Origin of the sequence: Nostoc sp., assembly GCF_036917235.1 — a bacterium.
In the GTDB taxonomy this organism is placed as follows: domain Bacteria; phylum Cyanobacteriota; class Cyanobacteriia; order Cyanobacteriales; family Nostocaceae; genus Nostoc.
Genome location: NZ_JBALDU010000047.1, coordinates 1 through 23,220 on the forward strand (window position 1 = coordinate 1; position 23,220 = coordinate 23,220).

General features: G+C 40.7%; 17 protein-coding genes and 2 pseudogenes. 7 read left to right on the forward strand and 12 right to left on the reverse strand.

Going from position 1 to position 23,220, the window contains the following annotated elements; translation table 11 throughout:
- Nucleotides 1-89 precede the first annotated feature (89 nt).
- A pseudogene (locus V7K44_RS15680) lies at nucleotides 90-330 on the forward strand (transposase); the annotation flags it as partial.
- Nucleotides 331-460: 130 nt separating this feature from the next.
- Here the strand turns inward: V7K44_RS15680 and V7K44_RS15685 are convergent.
- Nucleotides 461-2,194: an Rqc2 family fibronectin-binding protein gene (locus V7K44_RS15685; protein ID WP_334932881.1), complete on the reverse strand. Its 1,734-nt coding sequence runs from the start codon at nucleotides 2,192-2,194 to the stop codon at nucleotides 461-463.
- A gap of 612 nt (nucleotides 2,195-2,806) precedes the next feature.
- Nucleotides 2,807-4,042 (reverse strand): annotated as a pseudogene (locus V7K44_RS15690) (glycosyltransferase family 4 protein); the annotation flags it as partial.
- 740 nt (nucleotides 4,043-4,782) lie between these two features.
- Here V7K44_RS15690 and V7K44_RS15695 point away from each other — a divergent pair.
- Nucleotides 4,783-4,950 carry a hypothetical protein gene (locus tag V7K44_RS15695; protein ID WP_334932882.1) on the forward strand — a complete coding sequence of 56 codons (168 nt, stop codon included), beginning with the start codon at nucleotides 4,783-4,785 and terminating at the stop codon, nucleotides 4,948-4,950.
- Between the two features lie 138 nt (nucleotides 4,951-5,088).
- Here V7K44_RS15695 and V7K44_RS15700 read toward each other — a convergent pair whose 3' ends face one another.
- From V7K44_RS15700 to V7K44_RS15725, 6 genes are all read right to left on the reverse strand, one after another.
- A complete protein-coding gene (locus V7K44_RS15700; protein WP_334932883.1) occupies nucleotides 5,089-5,661 on the reverse strand; it encodes a Uma2 family endonuclease in 573 nt (190 codons plus the stop codon).
- 63 nt (nucleotides 5,662-5,724) lie between these two features.
- Nucleotides 5,725-6,018, reverse strand: coding sequence for a hypothetical protein (locus V7K44_RS15705; RefSeq protein WP_334932884.1), 294 nt, complete (start codon nucleotides 6,016-6,018; stop codon nucleotides 5,725-5,727).
- 296 nt (nucleotides 6,019-6,314) lie between these two features.
- Nucleotides 6,315-8,480 carry a DNA helicase RecQ gene (recQ, locus tag V7K44_RS15710; protein WP_334932885.1) on the reverse strand — a complete coding sequence of 722 codons (2,166 nt, stop codon included), beginning with the start codon at nucleotides 8,478-8,480 and terminating at the stop codon, nucleotides 6,315-6,317.
- Between the two features lie 537 nt (nucleotides 8,481-9,017).
- On the reverse strand, nucleotides 9,018-9,254 hold the full coding sequence (locus V7K44_RS15715; RefSeq protein ID WP_334932886.1) for a hypothetical protein: 237 nt from the start codon (nucleotides 9,252-9,254) through the stop codon (nucleotides 9,018-9,020).
- A 348-nt stretch (nucleotides 9,255-9,602) separates the two neighbouring features.
- The gene (locus tag V7K44_RS15720) at nucleotides 9,603-11,177 is read right to left on the reverse strand and encodes an AAA-like domain-containing protein (RefSeq protein ID WP_334932887.1); all 1,575 of its coding nucleotides are present in this window, start codon (nucleotides 11,175-11,177) and stop codon (nucleotides 9,603-9,605) included.
- Nucleotides 11,178-11,320: 143 nt separating this feature from the next.
- Nucleotides 11,321-12,727 carry an AAA-like domain-containing protein gene (locus V7K44_RS15725; protein ID WP_334932888.1) on the reverse strand — a complete coding sequence of 469 codons (1,407 nt, stop codon included), beginning with the start codon at nucleotides 12,725-12,727 and terminating at the stop codon, nucleotides 11,321-11,323.
- A gap of 739 nt (nucleotides 12,728-13,466) precedes the next feature.
- Here V7K44_RS15725 and V7K44_RS15730 point away from each other — a divergent pair.
- The 3 genes from V7K44_RS15730 (at nucleotide 13,467) to V7K44_RS15740 (ending at nucleotide 16,115) form a co-directional block, all read left to right on the forward strand.
- Nucleotides 13,467-14,426 carry a protochlorophyllide reductase gene (locus tag V7K44_RS15730; protein WP_334932889.1) on the forward strand — a complete coding sequence of 320 codons (960 nt, stop codon included), beginning with the start codon at nucleotides 13,467-13,469 and terminating at the stop codon, nucleotides 14,424-14,426.
- Nucleotides 14,427-14,664: 238 nt separating this feature from the next.
- A complete protein-coding gene (locus tag V7K44_RS15735) occupies nucleotides 14,665-15,117 on the forward strand; it encodes a DUF29 domain-containing protein (RefSeq protein WP_334932890.1) in 453 nt (150 codons plus the stop codon).
- Between the two features lie 377 nt (nucleotides 15,118-15,494).
- On the forward strand, nucleotides 15,495-16,115 hold the full coding sequence (locus V7K44_RS15740) for a TMEM165/GDT1 family protein (RefSeq protein WP_334932917.1): 621 nt from the start codon (nucleotides 15,495-15,497) through the stop codon (nucleotides 16,113-16,115).
- Between the two features lie 103 nt (nucleotides 16,116-16,218).
- Here the strand turns inward: V7K44_RS15740 and V7K44_RS15745 are convergent, their stop codons facing one another.
- On the reverse strand, nucleotides 16,219-17,112 hold the full coding sequence (locus V7K44_RS15745) for a tetratricopeptide repeat protein (RefSeq protein WP_334932891.1): 894 nt from the start codon (nucleotides 17,110-17,112) through the stop codon (nucleotides 16,219-16,221).
- A gap of 378 nt (nucleotides 17,113-17,490) precedes the next feature.
- Between V7K44_RS15745 and V7K44_RS15750 the strand changes: the two genes are divergently transcribed.
- A complete protein-coding gene (locus V7K44_RS15750; protein WP_334932892.1) occupies nucleotides 17,491-18,513 on the forward strand; it encodes a hypothetical protein in 1,023 nt (340 codons plus the stop codon).
- A 107-nt stretch (nucleotides 18,514-18,620) separates the two neighbouring features.
- Here the strand turns inward: V7K44_RS15750 and V7K44_RS15755 are convergent, their stop codons facing one another.
- Complete coding sequence (locus V7K44_RS15755; RefSeq protein WP_334932918.1) at nucleotides 18,621-19,790, reverse strand: homocysteine biosynthesis protein; 1,170 nt, start codon at nucleotides 19,788-19,790, stop codon at nucleotides 18,621-18,623.
- Nucleotides 19,791-20,395: 605 nt separating this feature from the next.
- On the opposite strand from V7K44_RS15755, the gene V7K44_RS15760 reads away from it, so the two are divergent.
- Nucleotides 20,396-21,286, forward strand: a complete 891-nt coding sequence (locus V7K44_RS15760; protein WP_334932893.1) for a DUF4231 domain-containing protein — start codon at nucleotides 20,396-20,398, stop codon at nucleotides 21,284-21,286.
- Between the two features lie 364 nt (nucleotides 21,287-21,650).
- Here V7K44_RS15760 and V7K44_RS15765 read toward each other — a convergent pair whose 3' ends face one another.
- Both V7K44_RS15765 and V7K44_RS15770 read right to left on the reverse strand, forming a co-directional pair.
- Nucleotides 21,651-22,802 carry an AI-2E family transporter gene (locus tag V7K44_RS15765; protein ID WP_334932894.1) on the reverse strand — a complete coding sequence of 384 codons (1,152 nt, stop codon included), beginning with the start codon at nucleotides 22,800-22,802 and terminating at the stop codon, nucleotides 21,651-21,653.
- A gap of 90 nt (nucleotides 22,803-22,892) precedes the next feature.
- A complete protein-coding gene (locus V7K44_RS15770) occupies nucleotides 22,893-23,084 on the reverse strand; it encodes a hypothetical protein (protein ID WP_334932919.1) in 192 nt (63 codons plus the stop codon).
- Nucleotides 23,085-23,220 lie beyond the last annotated feature (136 nt).

Here is a 23,220-nt window from a genome sequence, read left to right on the forward strand (position 1 = left end):
TCAGTTGCACTCAATTTAATAAATCCTCAACATTTAAGAAACTGGTTTGCTAGTTGCTGCTACTGTACCTCATAACAGCCGTAAATGCTGTATCTATCCCGCCAACAATCGCGATCGCAGAGTTTGTAAAAAAAAATTAAAGGAAGTAGTTCTCACCATTTCAACCACAATCTTTGCCCTACATCAGAAAAATTTGCTTGGCAAGAAGGTTATGGTATATTCTCTTTGGGCAGTAAGCAACTTGAGCAAGCTGTTATATATGCTCAAAATCCAAAAATACATCATCTTGAAGGCACAGTAAATTCCCATTTAGAAAAAGTACGCGCATAACCAAGAAAAAGAAACTGCTATATCTACGGGCAACTCAAAGCTGATTTATTTAATCAATTTGCACCCGGAGAAAAAAGCAAGCAGAGAAAACCGAAAATAACTGATTTAGGTTTTGCTGAAGTAGAGAGTGTCATTTGGAATTTTGAATTGTTAATTGTGGTTTTCCCCAAAGTATAGTTTCCTGCTTGTAAATAGCAATTCCCGGTTTTGCTCCTTTAGGTTTGTAGACGTGTTTTGGCTGAGTGTAAACTACTGGCACTTGCTCACTCTGACGGGCACGACTGTAGTAAGCGGCAAGATTAGCTACAAATTGCAAATCAGCTTCTTCGGCAACAGCACCCGGTTCTAGACGTAGTAACACATGACTTCCTGGAATTTCTTGAGCGTGGAACCATAAGTCATAATCCCCTGCTACACGAAAGGTTAATTGGTCATTCTGGCGATTGTTGCGACCTATTAATACTTCAAAGCCGCCGGGGGTAAGGTAACGATGAAAGTTGGTACTGGGGGGTTCGTTTGCACTGCGGCTGCGGTATTCTGGATCTTCCAGATACTTTTGGCCAATCAACTCTTCGCGGATTTCTTCTAAAGCTCGTAAATCTTCTGCTGTTTGGTAGGTGTCTATTTGACCGATCGCAGCTTCTACTTGTTCTAAATACTCAATTTCTGTCTGCACTTCCAATAGTAGCGGTTCCACAGCAGCACGAGCGCGTTTGAGCTTTTGGTGCTGTTTGTAAAGACTTTGGGCATTTTGGACAGCGTTTTTATCTGGCTGGAGTGCGATCGCAATTGGCAAATTTGTCTCAAAATCAGCCAGGATAATTTCTTTCATCCCCGGTTCCCAGTTTTGCAGGTGAGCCATCAATAAATCAGCTTTTTGCCGATAATCATCCGCTCGATCTGATTGCTGCAAGCGCGTCTGAAAGGTTTGAGCTTTATTGCGTAATTTCGCCAGAATATTATGCAATTTCTGACTCAATTGATGGCGCAATTGGGAAAATAACTGTTGGTCAATTTGGTTACTGTAATAGCGGTTGAGCAACTCCTGGATATTTTTGACCTTTTCAACTGCACCCCAACCCATTACGGTGTAACCATCTTTTGTCCAAGCGGGTTGAAATTCTTTGGAATCTAGGGCTTGCAGCCATTGTTGCCAACGCTCAAACAGCCGTCGCCAGTCGTCGGGGTTGAGAGTATCGGTGGATGTTTCTGGTGCAATATTTGCTTCTAGCAGCATTAACTCCAGTAGTGCTGCACTCAAACCACTATAACTTTTGAGCAATTGCCGCTTGATTGCTCCTGGTACTAAACTTACCCGTTCTTGCCAACGTTCTTGAGATTCGCTCAAACTGGGGACAGTTCCAGTCAGTTTCGGTGGTGTTTCATAAGGCTGTCCGGTTTGGATGGGACGGACACTCGATTGTTGCTGACTGACTTGATGGGCGGCGGTGATAATTATATTGTTAGCGTCGGTGAGAATGACGTTGCTATACTTGCCCATGATTTCTGCATAGACATGATATAGGGCGCTTTCTCCGGGACGACGGGCAAATTGTAAATCAATCACACGCTCCCAAGGAGCGATCGCTTCAATCGCCACCAGTGCCAAACCACCCAATTGGTGTATTAATTGTTGGCTAAAGGTAAAGGTATCTGGCGATCGCGGTGGCGGATCGCCAATACAAATATGTGCAGCTTGGGGATGCCAAGAAATCTGTAGCCAATCTCGCTGTTGCAGCGTGCGTAATGCCATCGCAATCGTGTAGCGATCGCGCTGGTAAACCTGTTCTAAGCGTGATGGTAGCCAGTTAGCGCGGATTTCGCTACAAGCAGCTGTGAGAGTGGTAAAGTCAACTGGTTGCAAAGCGATTACTTGTTAACATTCAAATGGTAGCGATCGCTATGCTTTTATTTTTGTTTAGTTAAAGCATAACAGACCTCAACTATCATAGCGGTTACTTGGTTTGGTGATAGCTGCGAATCAAAAAACGCAGAAATTATCATAAGATAAGCTTCTGCGTTTAAGTAATAAGTTAGTTTTTTATACAGTTTGTTTTTGGTGTTGAGTTTTCCAAGCTCAGGCGAGAATTCATAATTCAGGAGCGGAGCCGGAGACACTCCGCCTCCGGTCATAATCACTCTCATGCGGAACTTAAACCCGTTTATTCAGACACTACCGAACTAGTTAAAGCTCCGCTATCCACCAGTCTCACAGAATTCAATTCTGTAGCTTGCTTCTCTGAAAGAGTATTCTGGCTTCTGACTCCTGAATTCTGTTTTGTTAAACCCAAAATATTATCCTAGTTACTCACTCACCATTATCTATTACCCAAGAGAATTATTTAGCAATCAAAACTGGCTGTTTTGCTGTTGATTGCACTAATTCGACTGTTGATTCCATGAGTTCTTTTGCTGTTGACTGCACTAATTCGGATGTTGACTGCACTAGTTCTTTTGCTGTTGGCGCTACTGGCTGTGGTTGCAACAGTTGGGTGTAAAGTTCACTCAGTTGATTTGCTACACCATCCCAGCTAAATTTATTTTCGACGCGCTTTCTACCGGCTTTACCCAATTCATCTCGCCATTCTGGATTTAAGAGAATTCGGTCTATGGCAGATGCAAAAGCATCTACATCTTGCGGTGGAGCCAATAAACCAGTTTCTTCATTAACTACAGTAAACTGAAGTCCGCCGACATCACTAACTACAACTGGTGTACCGCTTGCCATCGCTTCGATCGCCACTAGTCCAAAGGGTTCGTAGTGACTGGGAACAACGCAAACATCGGCAGCTGCGTAATAGGTTGGTAAAATATCTTGACTTAGACGACCAGCAAAGATGGTAAAGTCGCTCATGCCCAATTCGTTGACGATTTGCTCAATGCGATCGCGCTCAATGCCGTCACTGTTACCTGGAGTACTACCACCACCAATAATTAGCTGGAGATTGTTGGAGTCGCGTAGCTCAGACTCGTTTACGGCCCGCACCAAGGTTTCTATACCTTTGCGTTGGTCAAAACGCCCTACATACAATACGACTTTGGCTTCTTTGTCAATTCCCAATTCCGCTCTGGCTGCTTCTCGTGCAATCGAACCAAATCGCTGAATATCTGTACCACAGGGAATGATGTCGATATTACCTTTTGTGGAAACTAGCGATCGCATGTGTTCCTGTTCTTGCGGACTTGTGGCTACAATTCGCTCTGCTTTTTCCAACACATCTTTTTCCACGGCTAATCGCTGACTAGCAATCAAAGGAATATCTTCTATAGTGTTGTACTTGACTGCTCCTAAGGAGTGGTAGGTGTGAACCTGTTTACTCTTTTGGATTTCCTTTAACTCCATCCCCACCCAACTAGAGAGCCAATAGTTAGTGTGAACCAATTGGTATGTAATCTCATTTTCCACTTGAAATTGGAGGAGATTATCCACAAATTCTTGCAGATATTCAAAAATTTCATCTCGCGGCACAAACTCAAGGGGGCCAGCTTTTAAACGAATAGTTTGACAGTTGTCGCTATGTTTAACAATCGAATCTTGCTCCAGACTCACTTTGCGGGTAAACATATCAACTTGCCATCCTAGCTGTGCTAGTGCTTCACCCACGTGGCGCACATAAACATTTTGTCCCCCAGCTTCTTCTTTCCCTATTTCAATCGCTGGGTCTCCGTGGACGGAAATCAAGGCGATACGTTTTTCGGTGGTAGAGTTCATAGTTTGTGTGTTGCTGATTTTAACAAAGTTTTAGTCTGTTCCAAGCTCGTGTATAGCACACTTGCCTGAATTGTTTAGGAACTTTGATTAATATTGATTTTAATTTATTATGTCTAATATTTTTTTACATCCTCTGCCAGAAGTATACTTTTAGATTAAATACAAATATTTAGTTTCTTTAGATATAGGAAATTTTTATGTCCGTATCTCATACTTTTGATAGATAAAAATGAGATTTTCTCTAGCTTTAATTTCATAGATATGGCAATTTTAATTTGCTCTCTACCTAGAGACTCAGATCCCTGACTTCTGTGAGGATATATCTGGTGAATAGGGGGTTTGACCCTACAGCATATATCAGAGCAGGGAGTCAGAAGACTTGAAAAAGAAGTCATAATTCAGAATGCGCTTACACCCCGCTGCGCTAACAGGATTCAGAATCAAGACGCGACTCAAAAATACTCGCTAGCGCTACGCTATCCGCTCTTTTTTTCAAAATACCCAACTGAATTCTGGCTCACCTCTCCTGCCGGAGATGCTGCGCGTAGCTTGCTTCCCCGGAGGGGTACAACTGCGCTCGGCGACCACCTAACTCCTGAATTCTGTTTTTATAAAAATATATATATTGAGCTTATATTCTCTAAAAGAAATCTAAATTCTGTTTTTACGCAATTCTACTGAATTTGCTTCAAACTAATAAATATAGTCACCACCAATTTTCAAACGGAGAAGATTAATACATGAGTTTGATAGATGGTATATTTCTGACGATATTAAATGCTGTTGCCTGTCTAGCACTGCCTAAGCTGCTATCTGTAATTCTGCCTGTCAACAACCGAAACACTGAGTCTTCAAAGTCTGCTATGACATCACAAGATTCTAGCTCTGAAATTCCCAGTTTTTCTTAATGTAAACTGATGATCTATAGATATCGCCTCGATGAGGAGAAAACTTAGTTATTGGTGCAAGGCGATATCTGAACAATAAATTATACACATTTTGTTTTGGGAAAAGAATGAAAGTTGTTTTTCCATTCAACCTAAAATTTATACAGGAAAAAACTGGTCTACAGTACAGCTAAAACCAGGCAATAGTAGAGAAATTATATTATCCTTACTAAATAAGGTTGCTACCAAGTTAAGTTGACTTTGTTCGCGCCGATAGACCTCTAGTTTACGCGATCGCCAATCCGCAATCCAATATTCTTTTACTCCTCTGGAAGAATAAAGTTTAAGTTTAGCTTCCTTATCCCGTCTTTCGTCTGACTTGCTTTCAGACAAGACTTCGACTACTAAATCTGGTGCCCCAGTTAAATGTCCCTCTTCATCCAATGTTAGTGCTAAGGTTTCCTTTGTTGCCCAAACTACATCAGGAATCACATTATCTGATTCCGAAAACAAAACGCCGGGATTGATTACAGCTTCTCCTAAACCAGTAGAATCTGACCAAACATCAAGTTGTCGGAAAATCTTGCCACAGGTTTGCTGATGTTTAAAGTGATGTGCCCTGGTCATGAATAATTCTCCATCAACTATCTCGTAGCGTGTCCCTTCATTTTCTGCCATGAGTTCAACATCATGAATTGTCCAGCGTACTCCTGTATTAAGCATCTGACTCATCGCCTAACTCCTTTAATCTTGCTCTTGTATTTTACTCATAAGATTTAAGTTTAGCTTCCTTATCTAGTTTTTCAAAAAATAAATATATGAGTAAATAGTCAGACTTAAACAAAATGCAGCAAATAAAAGGCAAAACCAGCCAACCAGTATGAGAGGGTTAGAGTTATCTTGAGTGAGCGTCAGAAATTGCTGTTGAGAATCGTTTAGAAAGGCATTAATTTTGTCAGTAAGTTTTTGTGCTGTTGATTGCCAAAAGGTGGGTTGAGAAATGCGATAGTCTTCCCCATCCTTAATAACAGGACTGACATAATATCGTTTGTCTCCATCATCATTAATTGCCTTAACTTCTACGCCCATCCACAAATCTAATTCAGAATAGATTTTTACAGAGGGCTCCCACCAATCTCGAATAGTCAACTGACAATTGATGTGTTTTGGTGTTCGCTCACAAGAGAAAGTTGTAATCTTCTCCGGTGCAGATATTAACTTGACTCCAAATGCAATAAGCGAAACACAAAAAAGCAAATATATAAAGTTAAAGTAGTGTATTTATTCTGGCATATTTAAGAGCTTTGATTTATCTCTCTCGTTATTTTCTTGATTGTCATTCATAACAAAAAAAATATTTTTTTGTATTATTTGTCGTCAGCAAATTATCTCTTGCGATTTTCACGCCGCCACTTACACCGCACTAAACGAATTTCATCAAAAGTGTAGCTTTCACCTAGTTGTTCTTTGATGGGAGTGAGGGAAATGTCACCGAGTACTTCTAAAACTTGCCAAATTTTTTGCTGATGTTCTAAAGGTACTAATTGATTTAAATCAACTGGCTGATTTTTTTCAATTAGTTTTTCTAGATGACTGCTAACTGTTGCTGGACTAAGATTGCGTTTTTGGGCAATTTGAGCAATATTTAAACCTTGTTGATGTAATTGTAATGTCTGTAATTCTGTATAAGAAGATGAGTTAGAAGATGATACAGAAGCGGAAGTGACAGATTTATTTTGCAAACCCTTTTCTTGGCGATAGGCGCGAATTTCTGTAATAAACTTTTCGCCATATTGAGCGAGTTTGTGACTACCTACACCAGAAAGCTTGGCAAATTCAGTTAAGTTTTGGGGTTGCACCTGTACCATCAATTTTAAAGTGGAGTCGTGGAAGATCACGTAAGGTGGTACAGATTGCTCATCAGCTAATTGTTTACGTAGCGATCGCAACTTCTGTAATAATATTTCTGCAACTTCTGCTTTTTCACTCTCCGGTTCCCAGGTAATCTTTTGGACTATAGTTACAGCTAGCGAAACTGTACGCTGTTTTCGCATTACTTCCCAACTGTGGGCATTTAGTTTTAAAACTGAGTAACCATCACTAGTTTGCTCTATTAACCCTTGATGTAAGAGCGATCGCCCCAACATTCGCCATTCATCTACAGTTCTATCTTTACCAATACCATAAGTAGAAAGTTTATCGTGTTCGTACTGGATAATTTTGTCTTTTTTTGCCCCCCGCAACACATCAATTATGTGCAGCATCCCAAATCTTTCTTTACAACGCGCCACACAAGATAAAAACTTCATAGCTTCAATTGTCCAATCTTGCATAGGTTTGGGATGACGACAATTGTCACAATTACCGCAATTCCCAGGAAACCTTTCGCCAAAATAACCTAGTTGAATCGTTCGCCGACAATCAGTACCTTCAGCGTAATCGATCATTTGCCGCAGTTGTTGTTTGGCAATCAACTGTTCTTGAGGATCGGTTTTTTGATCGATACTCCATTCAATTGTTTTAACATCACCAAAGCTGAAAAAGATTGTACACCGGGATGGTTCTCCATCTCTACCGGCTCGACCCGATTCTTGATAATAACCTTCTATATTTCTGGGCATATCAAAGTGAACTACCAGCCGCACATCGGGTTTATTAATTCCCATCCCAAAGGCAACTGTTGCCACCATCACCCGGACATCATCTCGAATAAATCGCGTTTGATTACTACTACGTTCCTCATCAGTTAATCCGGCGTGATAAGGCAGAACACCAACCTTATCATTTTGGAGTTTAAAAGTGAGTTCATCAACTTTTTTACGAGTTAAAGAATAAATAATTGTCGAACCTTCAGTTTCTCGAATTAGTTCTAATAATTCAGCGTAAGCATATTTAGTTTTAGGACGAACTTCGTAATAAAGATTTTCACGGTTAAAACTGGCAAGATGAATGCTTGGTTGCTTTAGACCTAGTTGTTGAATAATATCACTACGGACGCGATCGGTTGCTGTGGCGGTGAGAGCGACTGTAGGCACATCAGGATAACGTTTCCGCAGAGATTTTAACTGGCGATATTCTGGACGAAAATCGTGTCCCCATTCCGAAACACAGTGCGCTTCATCAATCGCAAAGCTAGAAATACCGATTTTTTCTTTAACTAAATCGATAAATGGGAGAAACCTTTCACTGAGGAGACGTTCCGGGGCAACGTATAGTAATTTTACTTTACCACTGAGGATAGCTTCTTCCCGCGATCGCACTTGGTAAGCGTTCAAACTGCTATTGAGAAATGTCGCATTAATATTATTATTTCGCAGTGCTTCTACTTGGTCTTGCATCAAAGCAATTAACGGCGACACTACCACAGTTAGTCCATTTTTCAACAATGCTGGTAGCTGAAAACATAGAGATTTACCCCCACCAGTTGGCATCACAACCATTAAATCTCGATTTTGCAGCGCATCTTCGATAATTTGCCGTTGTCCGGGGCGGAATTGGTCATAACCAAAGTGATATTTTAGCGCTTGTTCGAGATGGGGATACTGAAGCATAGCGATCGCTTTTTCGGGGACTGTCTGCGTGAGTAGTAATTGAAGATATCAGGATTTTAACTCACATCATCAGCAGTGTTGGTTAGACCTGCGTTTCTGTTGGCGATACCTACGGTGAGCTTCTCTACGAGACACTCCGCGAACGCTAATGCACTAAATCAATCATCATTAGCGATGTCTACGACGGGCCACGCCTACGCTTGACTTTAAAGACTGTCGCTACAATATTAGCGATATTAGCGATCGCACTTGTATTGAGCTAATAAACATCATCATGAGTACCAATGTCTAGCAAAAGAACAACTTGTTCCCCACTATTGTCATCGGTTTTCAGTGAGAAAACAACGCGACAATCATATCCACAAGAACATGAAAGCAACCCTGAGAGCTTTCCCTCTAGCTTGTGAGTGCCCAAGTTGACTGCAAATATGTCATTACTCCATAGCAGCAATAGTTTCTTCTATTCTGGCCTGTAAGTCAGCATGACGACGAGTAAATTTTCGGAAAGCTCTTTTAAATTTGCTCGTGATAACTAACTTATACGTCGGCTGCACTTGGGTTATTGAGATATTCCCGTAATTCTTGAATTGCTTCGGCAGCAGTCTGGACTTTGAGCCTACCTGCTTGGAATTCAGCAATGGAAGTTGCTGCATCTGACGCAATTTCATCTCGCCGACTTTCAATAATTCGGTTTTTGAGAATTTGTACCAGCATTTCTTGCTGCTCTAAAGTAAGCTCCATTGCAGCATCTAAAACTCTATCTAGGTTACTCAATTGCTTGATCCTCTTAATTATTTGGGTTGATAACAGAACTCGTAAGATATAAAAAACTTAAAAGTCTTATCCTTATCGCTTTTTGAGCTTCCTCAAACTCATATTAACTTATTGCACTAAATCAACCTTTATACATGAGCGATGTCTACGACGGGCTACGCCTACGCTTGACTTTAAAGACTGTCGCTACAATATTAGCGATCGCACTTGTATTGAGCTAATAAACATCGTCACAAGTAAGTCAGCATTACGATAAGTAAATTTTCAAAAAGCTGTTTTAAATTTGCTCGTGATAACTAACCTATACATCGGCTGCACTTGGGTTATTGAGAGTTTTTTTAACGATCGTTATTCTGAGGTTTCCCTAGCAGCTTTTGACTTTGGACAGTTAGCAAATTGAAGGGGTGTAGTCGGCTCGGCACATTTTAGCTGTGATTCTAAAACATCAATTTTTCGTAAAAGTGATACTCCCCACACTATAGCAATCACCAATTTGATAGTCATACCCACGAGCAAAAGTGCCACAATAGTGGCATTTTTCTTTTGTTGAGCCAGCCTTTTTTGTTGTTCTGCAAGTCGTGCTTCGACTTCTTGAGCACGTTCAGCCTCTAATGCTTGCTGTACTTCTCGCCGATCTAATTCTTCACTAGCAGCTAAAAATCGATAATCTAAGTTGCTCAAGCTTTTACAATTTGCCCAAGTTTGGCCATCTATCAAGGCTTGTCCGCGTAATAGGCGAGATTTATCTTTTTCCTCTGAGGCTATCCATGCATTGAAATTTTCGTAGTAGGGGCGCAAGTAAGCTAGTTTTTTCCCAACCCATTCTAAATTGAAAATTTCTTCATAGATTCGATTTTTTATTTGGAGAAAACCTTGTTTTTTGATTACCAAACCAGATAGCAAAAGTTCTACCTGTTCTCGACTATCATCGGCTGGTACTTTCAATCCTTGGAGGATTTGTTGATAAATTCCTAGCAATCTGGCAGCAAATTTTTCGTTTCTGAGGATGCGATCGCGGATAGTTCGCAAATGCTCCGGTTCATCTTGTGATTCCCATTTCTCAATGACGTGCGATCGCACCACATTTTCTATCCAAAATTTTTCTGTGCCAGGGGGAATTTTCAGCTTTCTACCCATATCGTCTTGAGATAAACTCACAAGTAGCCGACACAGCTTTTGAGTAAGAAATGGTTGTCCTTCTGTCCAAGCTAATACTTCTTTCAGAACTTTCTGAGGATGATTGTCTTTAATATCTAGTCCTAAAGAAAGTGCTTGAGCTTCTTCAAAGGTAAAACCATTAACTTCTATAGTTTTACCAAGATTAAACGGGGTAGTATTATTACCATATATAAATAAGTCTGAAGGTGTCGCAACCCCAAAAATTGCAAATGTTATTCGATGATACTCTGGATTAATTGCTCGTTGGTTATAACAGAATCGAATCATGTTAAAAAAGTCATCAACAGAGAAATTGAGGCTGAGTATACTATCAATTTCATCAATAAAAATAAATAGCCTTTCGTTAGGAAACTGAGCTAATAAAACTTCCGAAATAAACCGACTGATTTTCTGAACCAAAGAAAGATCGTTTTGTTCTTGCCACCAGGTTTTTAAATTAACTTTTCCTAACAGTTTAAAACTCAACCATAAGTCACCGACAACTCCTTTATACCACTGCTCTGGAGTTATATTTTCACAACCAATATTAGTCATGTCAACGGTGGCACATTTAAAGCCCTCTTTTTGCAAGCGGTGCTTTGTTTTTACCATGAGTGAGGATTTACCCATTTGTCTACAGCTTAGGATCTGGCAAAATTCACCCTGTTTCAAAGCTTCGTAAAGTTCCATATCCGCTCTGCGCTCGACATAGCTAGGATCATCATTAGTGAGAGTACCACCAACTTGATATCGATAATTTTTCATTTATTTAATTGATTTTTAATTTTAAATTACTTCTATATCTCAATCCAGAAATTTGTATTGTGAAGGTTGAGAAAATTCCGAGAATATAGATGACTAATGAGTTTCGTAGTCAGGACTTTAGTGTTTACTATAAACACTCAAAACTAGCTGGTAAATTCACGAGAAGCATTAGCACTATTTTGCTTTCCCAACTGTTGGCTAAAATAAATACGATATAACTCACACATGGCGCTAGCTTGATTGCCGTTTAGTTGAACCAAGCCCATGCTTTCTAGTTTGTAAGCAGCGATCGCGTCTAATTCTACTTTTTCATCTGTTGTAATTACCTGTTCCATAGCTGACATTAATGCTGGTTCTTCTTGCAGTAATGTCAACAGTTCTCGTAAATGCTGTCCGTAAATTCCCATTGGTGCAGATGCGGTTTTTAATAACACCTCTAGCGTCATTTCCCCCTGATATAGATGATAAAATGCAAGGCTCACCAGATAGGGATGTCCCCCTACCATTGATTGTAGGGGTGCAAGGCGTTTTTCCCCTTCCGAGTTTCCTGCCCAATCTAGTCCGTACCGTAATGCTAAATTCTGTATCTGCTTGAGGGTAAATGGTGGCAGTGTAATTGTTATCCCTACATTGAAAGGCGATTGGTTTAGTTTAAGCGGAATATAAATTTCTGTGGTGTGAACCACTACCATCCGCAGTTTTTGCCAAGTCCGATCTTGCTTGGCTTGTTCATGCCAAAATCGCAGCATTGGTAGAAAGTCTTGAGCAATATTGGGATGTTCAAAAATCCGATGGACTTCATTCAAAGCCAAAACTACAGGACTATCATCAATATATTGCAATAAATAAGCTTCAAAATAGATTTTGCAGCTGACCTTGCTGCCCATTTCCATATCCCAAAAATCATCTATACAAGGAAGGAGATTTAACTGTCTAGTGACATTGACACAAAACCAACGCAAAAATTTATCAAGGGAAGCAAAAACGTCTTGGTCAGCTTCTTGAAAGTCTAAAGAGACAATTTGATAATCTTGCTCTTTAGCATAAGCAATCATCCGATTGAGCAGGGAACTTTTTCCCATCTTTTTAGGTGCTTTGATCCGGATTAAGCAACCAGGGTGTAAAATCTCGTTACAAACAACTTCTTCCAGGGAAGGGCGATTAATGTAAAGAGGAGAATCTAATGCTACAGGGCCGCTAGGAAATTCTATGTTACTTGCTGAAAACAAGTCTGGAGAAACCATTTCTAAGCTAGATTCTGCACCGAAGTTTTGTTGGTTCTGATTTTCTTGATTACCTATTTCGTCTTGCAAGTATTTATTCAAGGCTAAATGCAGATTTTTTTTCGTTATTCTTTTTCCAAGTGCTATAGAAAGGTCTTGCCACAACTCAGAACCAACTTCCTTGATGTAATTGTTGCCGTAGCCTGATACCTCTGCCATTTCACCGTAAGTTTTGCCTAACCACGATTGATAGAGCACAAACCACTGAATTGAATCGAGAGGCTTATCTTGGAGAATTTTTTTTACAGATTGTAGAAGCTCATCCACAGCATATAAATTGTTAAACAGCTAGGCAATTTCCTTATACTTTTCAGCCTAGTAATAATATACATCTGAAATATATCTGAAAAAAAAATATTTGAAAACAAAAAAAGTTGATATGGCATTCATCACTATACTAAAAATCTTATTGTAATTACTTTTTTGAAGGTTTTTTGTATAGAGGTTAAGTCGGTAAGCACGATAAAACCAATCTATATTTAGTTTTGTAAAAACGGTTAAATAACGAATTTGTAAAGTATGTGCTATATTTACATTTCGTAAAATACTTGAGGATTTTCTCGCCCACTTACTTAGCGCTCTTCCATCACTCTTGGAGAAAGCAATCGCTGCAAGACTTACGAAACCTCACTTTCCAGGTTTTGGCTACATTTTTGAATTTATATTAGATAAAGCCTCAAACCTTGATTTAGTCATAGTTTCAGTTTTCTGCTTCGATTATTGTTTTCTGAGAGTGATGGAAGGGCGTTAGTTCAGCCTAAGAGGCTGTTTGAAAAGTGATTGGCTGTGATTTTAGGCACTAACTGATCCCCCCTAGCCCCCCTTAAAAAGGGGAGAATCGGAATAAAAGTCCCCCTTTTTAAGGGGGATTTAGGGGGATCTAGAACATTTTGTTACCGAGAAGAAAACTTTTCAAACATCCTCTAAATACAGCCCTGAAAAACCTGGTGACAATCATGGCTCACTGGTATGAGATCCTAGAGACAGTCAATGGAGTGCGAACACAATGGAACAACATCAAAAGCCAACGGTTGTAATTACGGGTGCCTCTTCGGGGGTGGGTTTGTATGCTGCAAAAGCTCTTGCTGATAAAGGATGGTATGTGGTGTTGGCCTGTCGGGATTTAGCGAAGGCACAAAAAGCTGCTCAAGATGCGGAAATCCCCTACAACAGTTATACCAGCATACATATTGACCTTGGCTCTTTGGAAAGTGTTCGACAATTTGTGAAGAACTTCCGAGCCACTGGCAAGTCTTTAGACGCTTTGGTGTGCAACGCTGCAATTTATATGCCCTTAATCAAAGAGCCGTTACGCAGTCCAGAAGGTTACGAGTTAACTGTCACTACCAATCATCTGGGTCATTTCCTATTGTGCAACCTGATGATAGAGGATCTGAAGAAATCATCTTTAGAACCAAGGCTGGTAATTTTAGGAACAGTCACGCACAATCCAGACGAACTAGGTGGAAAGATTCCACCACGTCCCGACTTGGGCGATTTGGAAGGCTTTGCAGAAGGGTTTCAAGAGCCAATATCGATGATTGATGGCAAAAAATTTGAACCAGTTAAAGCTTACAAAGATAGCAAGGTTTGCAACGTGCTGACTATGCGGGAACTGCACGAGCGCTATCACAAGTCAACCAATATCATCTTCAATTCTCTCTATCCGGGATGTGTTGCAGAAACGCCGCTATTTAGAAACCACTATCCCCTGTTTCAGAAAATCTTTCCATTATTCCAGAAGTACATCACTGGGGGATATGTGTCTCAGGAGTTGGCGGGAGAACGGGTTGCTGCCGTGGTTGCCGATCCTGAGTATAATCAATCTGGTGTTTATTGGAGTTGGGGAAATCGCCAGAAGAAAGATGGCAAGTCTTTTGTACAAAAAGTCTCTCCTCAAGCTCGTGATGACGACAAAGGCGATCGCTTATGGGAACTAAGTGCCAAATTGGTTGGACTTGCATGACGGAACAGGAGGTGGCGTTACCCTTGTGCATGATTCATAAATTCATTTTTTTGAACGAATTGGCATTATTGTGCAGGTGAGTAATGCTTGAGGTGATTATTACGTCACCTCTGACTTTAGTAAAGTTGTAGACAATTGGCAATTACTTTAGACCGTAGGGTGCGTTAGACTTTAACGCACCGATGTTAATTGTAAAGATATGTGAGATATTATCTAAAGATTTGTGATGGAAACTGCTATGTCTTCCCTAAAGGCACATTCCCAAACCCTATATGAAACTGATTACTTGCAATGGATAGAAACGACTGTAGAAAAATTGCAAAGTCAGGATTACGCAAACGTTGAGTGGGAGAACCTAATTGAAGAAATTGCCGAGATGGGAAGGAGTGAGCGCCGGAGTCTGAAGAGTAATCTGATTGTAATTCTGATGCATTTGCTCAAATGGCAATTTCAGCCCGACAAAAGAAGTGGTAGCTGGGAAGGAAGCATAATTGAACATCGTAGACGTGTCAAAGAAGCTCTAGATGATTCACCTAGTCTCAAATCCTATCTTGAGATAGTTTTTGCTGAGTGTTACACACAAGCGGTTAAGCAAGCAAAAGCTGAAACTGGCTTGTCAATGGAATCCTTTCCTCTGAACTGCCCATACCAGCTAACAGAAGTCACAGATGATGAGTTTTTACCTCAGTAAGGGACTTGCGTGAAAATCAAGTACCAATAAACCGAGTTTCGACACTATTAACCCGCAGATCCCTAAGCCCTGAATCGGTCTGTATGTACCGCTTCACTCTACAGTTATACTTCTATATTGGCTACTCTATTGACTTAATACATGGAAAATATGTATAATTATGAACGCATAGAAGGGGAGTAGCTGCTGGCAAAAAACATAAAAGCCAGTACATCTGAATCAACATACTGGCGATGAGCCTGGTTCAGATGGCAAATAATAAATATTTGAAAGCGAGACCTTCACTAAGTTCACACCGAAAAGTGTAAACTTGGTGAGGTCTTTTGGTTCTCATCAAGCTTCACATCGGTAAACGATATCTTCAGGAGCTTGAGAGAGTGTTAACAGCTTTTACCGCAGCTTTATTACTAATTACAGTTTCAGAATTAGGCGATAAAACATTTTTTATTGCTGTGATTTTGGCAATGCACCACCCACGGCGACTAGTATTTACAGGTGTGACAGCCGCTTTAGCCGCAATGACAATCCTTTCGGTGCTATTTGGACAAGTGGTATCTTTGTTACCAAAAGTTTATATTCATTACGCCGAAATAGCTTTATTTACAGCCTTTGGTATCAAGCTGCTGTACGACGCTAGTAAGATGTCCCCTGCTAGTTGTGATACAGAAGTTGTAGAAGAAGCCCAAGCTGCGGTGAAACAAGCAGATTTGCAGTTACCAAAGCAAAAGACTGCCTTAGCAATTGTTATAGAAGCCTTTGCGTTGACATTTATGGCAGAGTGGGGCGATCGCACCCAAATTGCCACTATTGCCCTAGCAGCAGGTAATAACCCCATTGGAGTGACAATAGGTGCAATTTTAGGACATTCCATTTGTGCTGCGATCGCAGTTATCGGCGGCAAAATGATTGCCGGACGAATTTCTGAGCGTCAACTAACCTTTATTGGCGGATGCCTGTTTTTAGTATTTGGTGTTGTTGCTGCCATTGAAGGAGCGTAAGGGGAAGAAGCAGGGGAGGAATCAATTCAAAATTCAAAATTCAAAAACTTCTGCCTAGTTGTTGAGCGTAGTCGAAACACTGCCTCCTCTTCCCCAATGCCCATTACTTGGGATTATTTCCCACCGAAGGCGCGGGAGAGGTCGCAGATTTAGGAATGGGAGAAACCGTTCCTGCCTTTTTAATTTCGTCTCTGTACTTAGCAGGTGCTAAAGCTGCGGCACTATCAAATAAAGGTTTTGCATCTGCGTCTTTGCCCTGTTGTTTCAGGAGCATCGCTTTTGCCACAACGGGGCGAAAATCCTTGGGATCTTTCTTAATTGCCTGGTCATATACAGAGCTAGCTTGAGCATAGCGTTTCTGGGAAGCATGAACAGAACCTAACAGCACCTGCACGGCTACTATATCTACACTTCCAGGCTGAATTGTATTTGCTTGGGCTGCATTAGATAGGGTTTCTTGCAACAAACCAATGGCTGCTTCGGGTCGTTGCTGACTGATCAATAAAGCCACCATTCCTTGCAAAGCCTTCAAATCGCCTGGTTTCGTGGACAAAATCGAGCGATAAGCTTGAGCGGCTCCTTCGCGATCGCCAATTTGCTGTTTGGCTTGAGCTAGTAACACTGAATATTCTGACTGTTCGGGATTCAGCTTTGCTAGCTTTTCTAGAGGTTCAATGACAACTTGGATATCAGCTGGTTTAACTTCACTTTTATCTTTTTGACTTAGTAATTGCAGCCGCGCCTGTAATAAACCCTTAAGCGCAGTCTGATTTTCTGGCTCTCGTTGCAAAACCTGTTCATAACCCCGTGCTTCGTCTTCCAGTTTTGATTTTTGGTCAGCGGAGGACAAACTGCCTCTGGTGCTAGCGGTATTTTGACTTGAGGGTGGCGTATTATTAAATGCTCCAATTATGGGAATCACCGAAACACCCACAAAAGCAAGAATTGCCACCGCTAAGACGACTTGAACTATCCAACGATTGCGCGGTTGAGACACGGTTTTGTCTTTCTCCTAAATTTTAATGACATTATCATTTACACAAATCGTAAAGTTAAAAATTTCCAAAACTTTGCGGAATACCGCCAATTGCCTGTGAATTTTATAACAATTAACTATCCACACTGCTAAAGTAAGTGATGACTTTAGGAGGAGCCGTCAGAATTGTAGCTATGATATGCTTCCGAAACTAGTGTAAAGCCGCTAAATTAGACATTTAGTGTTTATACATTAAATTTAGCGCCTTTAGGATTGTATAGAGTACCCTAGTGTGATTTTGTGAAAAGCCAATATACTTTCATCAGTCGCACAAATGCTCTTTCCAGCTGCCTTTGTAAAATCCCACAATGGGATGTGTCTCCGCCGCAAGGAGTTTTTATGAATTCCGACCTGATGCCGTTGCCTGAATCTTCCAATTCTTCTGCCTCTAACCAGGGCCCAACTAACGTAGAGGCAGCCGCTAATGTTCATATAGCAGCCCAGTCCTCTAAACAAGTTGACAATTTGCCTGTCAACCCCAGTGAAACTGACTCAAATGGGAACTTGATTAATCGCCAGCAACCGATTCCGCCTCCCAGCGAACCGATGCAGTATCGAGCGATCGGCTTAGTCCGGGGTCGCTATCATGCTAGCAGCGAACAATTTACTCAAGGTACTCTGCTGACTCCAGATGGTGTAGAACTCAATGCCGTCCTCCTAGGGCGAATTATGAGCTTAGTCAAGAATCATCTAGACTTAGAAAAAGAACACTTATGGGTAGTATATCCACGTACTAGACAAGAAAATGATACCTTGCACATCCAAATCGTCGGAGTTTGGGAACCAGAAAATCTGGCTAAAAACTCAACAGATGAGGACGAATCGGATTTGGAGTTGCAATTACAGACACTCGATGATGGCTTATCCGAGAATTCTGAACTAAATACAACTGCCCCCAAACCTTCATCAGAAGTTGCAGATGGTGGTTTTTCTGTTCGTGGTGAAGTAGTATACCAATCTTTTGATGCTAAAAGCTTGGTAGTTAAAATTAGGCAAGCTCCACGCAAATCAACTGACAAACCCAAATATTTTAAGTTGAAATTAAGGGGTGTGCTAACCACCAAAGCAGTGGGCAAATTCTGGGATTTCCAAGCCAAGCGAGAAGCTGACGTTTTGATAGTAGAAAAAGCCGAGGCGATCGCTGATTTGCCCAAAAAACGCAAACCACCATTTAAAGGTGGGCCTCGTGCTGGTATTGGTGGTGCTGGTGGTAGAAAACCATTCCCCCCCAGACGCACTGGCGAAACCCCTCGTCCCATCAAGAAAACAAGTACAGGCGGCGACCCTTCAGTGGTGTCAAAACCTATACCAAGAACACCCGCTCCTAAACCCATCAAGCGACCGAAACCGACTCAAGAGTAGGGTATGGGGCAATTCAATTTTAGATTTTGGATTTTAGATTTTGGATTAAATTCCAATCTAAAATCCAAAATCTAAAATCTAAAATTCTTACTCCCCACTCCCCCCAATCAAAAATCCGTCCGACGGTCTTGGGGTAGAAAAGATCGCTCCATCGGAATTGGAGAAACTGGTTCTGTAAGGGTAAACGTACCTGCTTCGATCCACTTTTTCAACTCTAGAGCGACTTGCCTAGAAAAAAACAAACTCGCTAAGGGGGCAGAGCGTACTGCTTTGCCCTCTATAGTAATCCGCCCAGATTTGAGTTGGGCGTAACTGACTAAACCAAAGGTGGGACGGACACGCCGGGGAATGGAAAAATCTACTATTGGGGCTACTAAGTCTCGATCTTGGACGGCGCAGTGTTCAATTACTTGTTCATTTAATACAGGTAGTGGTACACCAACCCCTAACATTAATGAGGGACCATAACTTTTGAAATAACACCCCCGCACCCAATGAGCATCCATTTGCTTGGCATCACCAATTAAAGCTAAAGTGGCAGAAGGCCCAATCGGTGTACGATTAGCTAAACGCTTTTGTAAGGGGAAGTGCTGAGTGCCTTCCCAAGCGACATAGCCAATACCGCCGCCTAAAAAAATTCGAGTACCTATACCAACGAGTTGCAAATCTGGATCGTTGAGTAATGGAGAAATCGCACCGGGGTTAGAATAAACAGCATTCCCCAGACGCGGTTGTAAAGGGCCGAGATAGGTGAAGAGGGGGCGATCGCCACCATTGACACCAACAATAAAATTTTGATAAAGATTGCGCGGATTAAATAAATAAAACTGATTAATTGTGTCACTAGTAATTGTAGTTTCAAAATTTGCTCTGGGGTAACAATCTGTTACTTGTCCTTGCGCTTTCACGTGTATAGATTTACCAGCGATCAAATCTTCGATTACATGACCGCCACCACGTTCTCGCACTTCTTCCCCGTCCGTCGTCTCCACAGCGCAACTCGCACCTAAATATAAATCTACTGCCCCAAAACCAGAGTATGCTGGCACGCCATCTAACCAACAACGACGAATTTTTATTGGGGGATCGGTATGTCCCAGATTGATAATTGCACCACTTGATTCCATCGGCTCAAAAGTACCAGTGGTAATTACATCGACTTCTTTAGCAGCTTTAGTAACACCGATTTCTACAACTCGTGCTTTTAATTCTTCAGTTGTCAACACCACCGCACGTTGGCGCTTAATTTTCTCGTTAATTTCTGCAATTGTTCGCATCTTATCAGTGCTTACGCTTCTTGGTGAGTGGGAAATGGGAATTAGGGAGTAGGGAAAAGAAATTTTCATTGCTCCTTGTGAGCGCAGACGATCGAGACTCTTGGATAATTTCATCTCGAAATAGTTATCGCCAATCTCTGCGCGACAGCTTACCCCGAATAAAGATAAATTCCAAAAAATAATTCAAGTATTGCAAAATTAAAATGATAGATTTTTTGGGGCAAACAAGCTGCCTGTATCCAAAATAGTTTTGAGTCTACGTAAAGTTACCATAAACGAAGCCTTGCATTATTAATCAAATGTATGTATGGTTAGGATTAAGTGGACTTACTGGACTTAAATAATTTTACGTCAACCGAAAGAAACATTTCTGGTTTTTGTAAAGCATTATAAGCCAACTAGTCAATCGCAAAGTGCGAGTTCATAGCAGATACTAGAAAGTTTTGAGAAGGTAGAAATTAGAGCGTTAACAGAAGCGAAGTATAAGTAAAAATAAGTTGCTTTCTGGCGGACTTATTCTGACTTCTACTTCCTCAAAGCAATTCTACTTATTGCTATTGATTTTATTGCTACATTTGACCCGATAGTGAATTGAGTAAGAGGCAATGACTACTTCAGAATTAGCTAATCTTGAGCAAAGAAACCAAAGTAAGATTTCCGATAGGATTGAAAATTTATCCTCTTCATCAGATGAAAAAAAGTTATTTAACCTGAAGGTAATAGAGTATTTATTACTTGCAGCTTTTGTCTCTGCTGGACTTTTTATTATTTTTCTTTCAGATGATAAAACAGTTGTAATTTCTGGAGCAGTATCTCTAACTTTTTTGTTTTTTTTATTGCTTATCAACAGACAAGTATATCAGAACTATAAGCAAGCCGCTTATAAATCTGAACTTACCAAAAAAGCTGAACTCTATAGTTATTTATTGACCAATCCTAATTCCTGGGATAAAGATACACTGACTCTGACAAGAGGGAAGGCTTTACAATACAGCCAAGACTTGATTGACGATTATAAAAAAATTAGGGGTTTATCAAAGAACCTTTACTATAGTTTGCAAATTGCGACAGTGATTTTATCAGGAGTCACACCGATTTTAGTTCTGGTAGACAAATTAGAAGCAGGACAAGCTTGGCTGAAGTGGCTACCTGTGCTTTGTCCAGCTATTGCTTCTATAGTTGCTAGTATAGTTACCTCTTTTCCTTTTCAGAAGAATTCGCTTGCTGCCAATACAGCCGTTGAATTATTAGAAGCGGAACAAGAGAAATTTATATTGGGCGTGACTCCGCCTTATCGTTGTTATGATGTATCTGACGAAACCCAACAGCAACAAAAGGCAAGTCAGGCATTAGAATATTTTATTGTTCAAGTGAACAATATTCATCTCAACCAATTGCAACAAACTAGTGAGACGCAATCAGAGAAGACAGAATCAGCTTCATCTAATGAGTCAAACAAAGCAGAAGCAGAGGTAACAAACCAGAAGAAACAATAGCTGATTAGCTAATTGTGTCCATACTCATGGCTATTCTTTCAAAGATGACTTCTTCAGACTGACTCAAAAGTATGAGATTCCCAACTTTTTTAAGAAGCTGGGAATCTTATTGTTTTTTCATTCCAGCACTCATTATCCCAATAGCTTCAAAATTTGTAAGACTTCATATAACTCGTGTCATTGAGTTTTTTTGCTTTCCAGAGATTATTGTTACTATCTTCGGTTAACGCAAGAGACGCGATGAATCGCCGTCTCTACAATAAATAGTCTTTCGTCTTGACGGCGATTTATAGCATTTTTTTGATCGAAAATTTTTATCAACAAACCTTAACCTAGTCGTATTGCCGCATTAAAAGTCGAGTGACTAATCTTGTTTTTTCAAGATATCATCATCAATCGAGGGATTCTCATTTATATCTGGATTTTCTGCCGTCCAATTATCATCTGTTCTAGGAGATTCAGAAACTATCACAAACTCAGTCTCTTTTTTATGATTATTTCCCCATTCATCTAAAACATCTTTAATTAACACCTCTTGTAACCAAATCTTAGCGACAACAGTTAAAGGTAGTGCTAGGAATAATCCTAAAAAGCCAAAGAACGTGACGAAAAATAGCTGGGCAATTAAGGTTATGGCTGGCAGTAATGAGACTTGATGCGCCATGACAACAGGCGTGATGAAATTACTCTCAATCTGTTGAATAATAAAGTAGAGAATCAAGACAGCGATCGCTTTCCAAGGTTCATCCAAGAAAGCGATCGCCATTGCTGGGATTACACTCATTGTTGGCCCCAAATTGGGAATCAAGTTAAAAAATCCCGCTAAAACCGCTAAAGCAAGTGCTGCCTTGACATGCAAAATTGATAAGCCAATCAGACTCATCACCCCCACTACAAAGATGGCAATGAAAGCGCCTGTAATCCATCCCTCCAAAGAGACTTCACATTTATCTAAAATCCCATCTACCCGCCGTCGATAAAATGAAGGGAAAAGCCGCACAAATACTTTGCGGTAAGCCACGGGGTCGGCTAACATCATTCCTGTTAAAACCAACACTAGCAAAATCTTGAGGACGACTTCTAAAGAGCCAGATACAAAAGCAAAGGAGTTTCCCAGTAACCGATTGGCGAAGGGCTGTACTTGTTGAATGAGGCTATTGATATCTGGGATATAAGGAACTAACTGGTCAGGAATACGAGTTCTCAGGGCATCAAGCCAACTATTAAAGCGTCCAAACCCTTTAGGAACTTGATATGTTAGTTCTTGAAACTGCTGGGCAAATGGCGGCACAATTAGCCAGAAAAAACCCACGACACCTGCGAAAAAGATAGCTACTGCTAGGAGTACGGCGAATCCGCGCTTCATCCCAAAGCTTTGGAAGCGTTTCGCTAGACGATTTAAGGTGGTGGCTAACACAACTGCGGCAAACATCAACAAAAGCACTTCCCGAATTTGCCACAGGATGTATAAACAAAGAAGTATGGCGATTAAGCCGATCCATTGACCCAAGTTCACAGGCTAACTCCCAACGGTTGGCGAGATGGAATTTTTTTGTAATTAAGCTAGGTTAGCTGATTTTAGGAACTTGTGCGTAAAACTCTTGAGTTAATTTTGTTTTTGTGCTTGAAATCGCCATAGTAGAGCGATCGCTACGATCGCAATCGGCAAGAATACTATAATCAGCGCGTTGCTTGCTGTCGCCGTAATTGGTAGACTTGGCCCTGCATACTTAATCAATACCGATAACAAAGCCGAGAGTAAAAGCAGTTTTAGAATTAATCCTAGTTGATTTTCCATAAAAGTACGGCAATACAGATTTTTATGGTACATACAAATTTGCGCTGTACCGTGTAGTTTCTAGAATAAACCCACAGATACAATCCTTGTAGTTTTCACAAAAATATAATTTATATTACCTGTCAGGAGCGAAGGA